This window comes from Sphingomonas bacterium, from assembly GCF_903643035.1.
In the GTDB taxonomy this organism is placed as follows: Bacteria; Pseudomonadota; Alphaproteobacteria; order Sphingomonadales; family Sphingomonadaceae; genus Sphingomonas.
Window position 1 is genome coordinate 1 of the sequence record NZ_CAHJWW010000303.1, and the last position, 3,148, is coordinate 3,148.

At 71.6% G+C, this 3,148-nt stretch carries 3 protein-coding genes and 1 pseudogene; 3 read left to right on the plus strand and 1 reads right to left on the minus strand.

Annotation, left to right across the window (positions count from 1 at the left end):
- The coding region (locus tag HUV01_RS14270; RefSeq protein ID WP_174298873.1) for a SurA N-terminal domain-containing protein at nt 1-996 on the minus strand (996 nt) is incomplete at its 3' end.
- A gap of 164 nt (nt 997-1,160) precedes the next feature.
- Between HUV01_RS14270 and tpiA the strand changes: the two genes are divergently transcribed.
- The 3 genes and pseudogenes from tpiA to HUV01_RS14285 form a co-directional block, all read left to right on the plus strand.
- On the plus strand, nt 1,161-1,916 hold the full coding sequence (tpiA, locus tag HUV01_RS14275; protein WP_174298874.1) for a triose-phosphate isomerase: 756 nt from the start codon (nt 1,161-1,163) through the stop codon (nt 1,914-1,916).
- A 93-nt stretch (nt 1,917-2,009) separates the two neighbouring features.
- Nucleotides 2,010-2,636 (plus strand): CerR family C-terminal domain-containing protein, encoded by a 627-nt coding sequence (locus tag HUV01_RS14280; protein ID WP_174298875.1) that lies wholly within the window; start codon nt 2,010-2,012, stop codon nt 2,634-2,636.
- Nucleotides 2,633-3,148: pseudogene (locus HUV01_RS14285) on the plus strand (biotin/lipoyl-binding protein); the annotation flags it as partial. The gene HUV01_RS14280 and the pseudogene HUV01_RS14285, both read left to right, overlap by 4 nt.

Sequence of the window (3,148 nt, forward strand, 5' to 3'; positions counted from 1 at the left end):
CTTTTCCAGCAGCGCGGGCGTCGCCTGCGCGGCATAGCCGTCCTTCGTCACCGCGGTCAGCACCTGGGGTTCCAGCCCGGCGGCGCGCGCGGCGTCGGCGACCGACGTCCCGGCCTTCACCTTCGCGGCAAGCGCGGCGGCGGCGGCCTGGTCGAGGACCGCGACCTGCGTGATCGTCCGCTTCTGGGTCGGCAGGAACTCGGTCCTGCGGGCCTGATAGGCGGCGGCGATGTCCGCCTCGGCGGGCGCGGCCTGAGCGGCGACGGTCGCGGGGGTGACGAGCGCATAGCGGATCACCCGCCGCTCGGGCACGACGTAGCGCGCGCGGTGCGTGGCGTAGAACGCCTGGAGCTCGGCCGGGCCGGGCGTCCCGGTCGTCGCCATCGCCGCCGTCGGCACGAAGGCGACCGATCCCTGCCGCTTTTCCAGCAGCAGCGCGGCATAGGGCGTCACCAGCCCGTCGGGCACCTGCGTCGCGCCGATCGTCGGCTGAATCAACTGCTGCGCGATCGTCTGGCGCGCGATGTCGGTGCGGATCTGGTCGTCGGACAGGTGCTGCGCACGCAGCAGCTGCTCGTAGATCCTGGGATCGAACTTGCCGTCCGGACCCTGGAGCGAGGGGATGCTGGCGATCTGGCCGTCGACCGACCGGCGGCTGACCGCCATCTTCTGTCCGTGCCCGAAGACGTCGAGCGCCAGCCCGTTGACCGCGCGGTCGACCGCCGCATCGACGCCGCCGCCGTCCACGAACTGCGCCGGGGTGAGCGTCGGCTGCTGCTGCCGCGCGGCCTGCAACTCGCCATCCACGGTGCGGCGCATCTCGCCCGAGGCGAGGTCGGTCCCGCCGACGCTGGCGATCGAGCTGCCGGCGACGCCCGCCCCACCGAACCCCGACACGTCGCCCAGCCCGAACAGGATCGCGATCGCCACCAGCCCGACGAAGGTGACGATCACGCCGAGACGGGAGCTGACGATCCGGCGGAAGAACTGGAGCATGGAGCAGTAAACCGATCTGGCTGGTCGGCAGGCTGGCTGGCGACGGAAACCCGTGCGCCTTACGGGCGCGGGCGGACGGCATCAAGCTCGTGCGCCGGCCTGCACCTTGCGCGCCGGGCCACCGCCGCTAACCAAGCCTGAGACACGAACGGGGGAAGACGACGATGCGGCGCAAGCTGGTGGCGGGGAACTGGAAGATGAACGGCAGCCTGGCGGCGCTCGCCGAGCTGGACGCGATCGCGGCGGCGGCGGCGGCGAACCCGGGCGTCGACGTCGCGGTGGCGGTGCCCGCGACGCTGATCGCGCCGGCAACGGCGCGCGTCCCGGCGCTGGCGATCGGGGCGGAGGACATCCACCCGGCGGACGCCGGCGCGCACACGGGCTGCGTCTCGGCGGCGATGGTGGTCGAGGCGGGAGCGAGCTTCACCATCGTCGGCCATTCAGAGCGACGGGTGGAACAGCGCGAATCGGGCCAGGACGTCTGGGCGAAGGCGGAAGCGGGGCGCCGCGGCGGGCTGGGCGTGATCCTGTGCCTGGGCGAGACCGACGTCGAGCGGGCGTCGGGACGCGCGGAGCGGGTGGTGGCCTCGCAGCTCGAACGCGCCCTGCCCGCGGGCGCGGGGGCAGACTGGCTGACGATCGCATACGAGCCGCGCTGGGCGATCGGCACCGGCCTGACGCCGACCGCCGACGACGTGGAGGCGATCCACCTGACGGTAAGGACCAAGCTGGTCGACCTGCTGGGCGAGCCGGGCGGTGCGATCCGCATCCTGTACGGCGGATCGGTGACGGGCGAGAACGCCGCCGTGATGCTGGCGATACCCGACGTCGACGGCGCGCTGGTCGGCGGGGCGAGCCTGACTGCCGCCAAGTTCGTCCCCATCATCACCGCCGCCGCGACGCTCCAGCACGATCGTTGACCCAGCACGATCGTTGACGACGTCGGCCGCCATCCGCGCCGGCGCCGCCGCGCGCGAGCTTGACGTATTCGTTCGAACGAACTAATCGGAGTGGTGAGCCATTCGAGGATCCTTGACATCGCCGTCAGCGAGTTCGGCCGCAAAGGGCTGGAGGGCGCCTCGACGCGCGGCATCGCCGCGGCGGCGGGAACGGCGATGTCGTCGATCACCTATCATTTCGGCGGCAAGGAAGGCCTGTATGCCGCGGCGGCCAGCCACATCGATGCCGAGATGGCCGACCAGATGCGATCGGCCCTGTCCGACGGGCCGGTGCCGGAGGACGCGGGCGACGCGCGGGCGGAGATCCACCGGCTGCTGGACCGGCTCGCCGTGCAGCTCATCACCGATCGCGACGCCGAATCGTCGCTGTTCATCATGCGCGAGCAGATGCATCCGACCGGCGCGTTCGATTGCTTCTATCGAGGCACGATCGGGCGGATGGCGCGCAGGATGGTGTCGCTCGTCGGCGCGGCCACCGGTGCTGCCGATCGCGATGCCCGCGTGACGGCCATGACGCTGTTCGGGCAGGTCGTGGTGTGGCGTTCGTCGCGCGCGCTGGTCGACCGGCTGCTCGATGGTCCGCTGGACGCGGGGCACGAGGCGCTCGTCCGCCATCGGATCGCCCGCAACACGGACTGCATTCTCGACCGGCTGAGCGCCGACCAACAGGAGCCGCAATGAGCGATCAGACCAGTTTGGACCGTGACGACACGCGCGACGACGATCGCGCGTCCGGCGGATCGGAAAGGAACAAGGGGCGCGGCTCGTCCGACGACCACAGGCAGAACGGCGACGGGGATGGCGACGGCGACGAAGCGTCGGGGAACGACGACGCGTCGGGGAACGATGCCGGGGGCGAGAAGAAGACGCCGCTGTTCCGCCGGCCGTCGTTCTGGATCGTCCTGATCGTGGTGATCGCCGCCGCCGCGATCGGCGGCACGCTGTATTACCGCAATGCGCGCCAGTACGAATCGACCGACGACGCGTTCGTCGACTCGCACATCGTCCGCATCGCGCCCCAGGTAGGCGGTACGCTGGTCAAGGTCGGCGACTACGACAACCGGCACGTCGAGGCCGGCCGGTTGCTCGCGGTGATCCAGCCCACCGGCCCGCAGGCGCAGCTCGCGCAGGCGCAGGCCGGCGTCGTCCAGGCGCAGGCGCAGGTCGCGCAGGCACTGGCGCAGGTCGGGCTG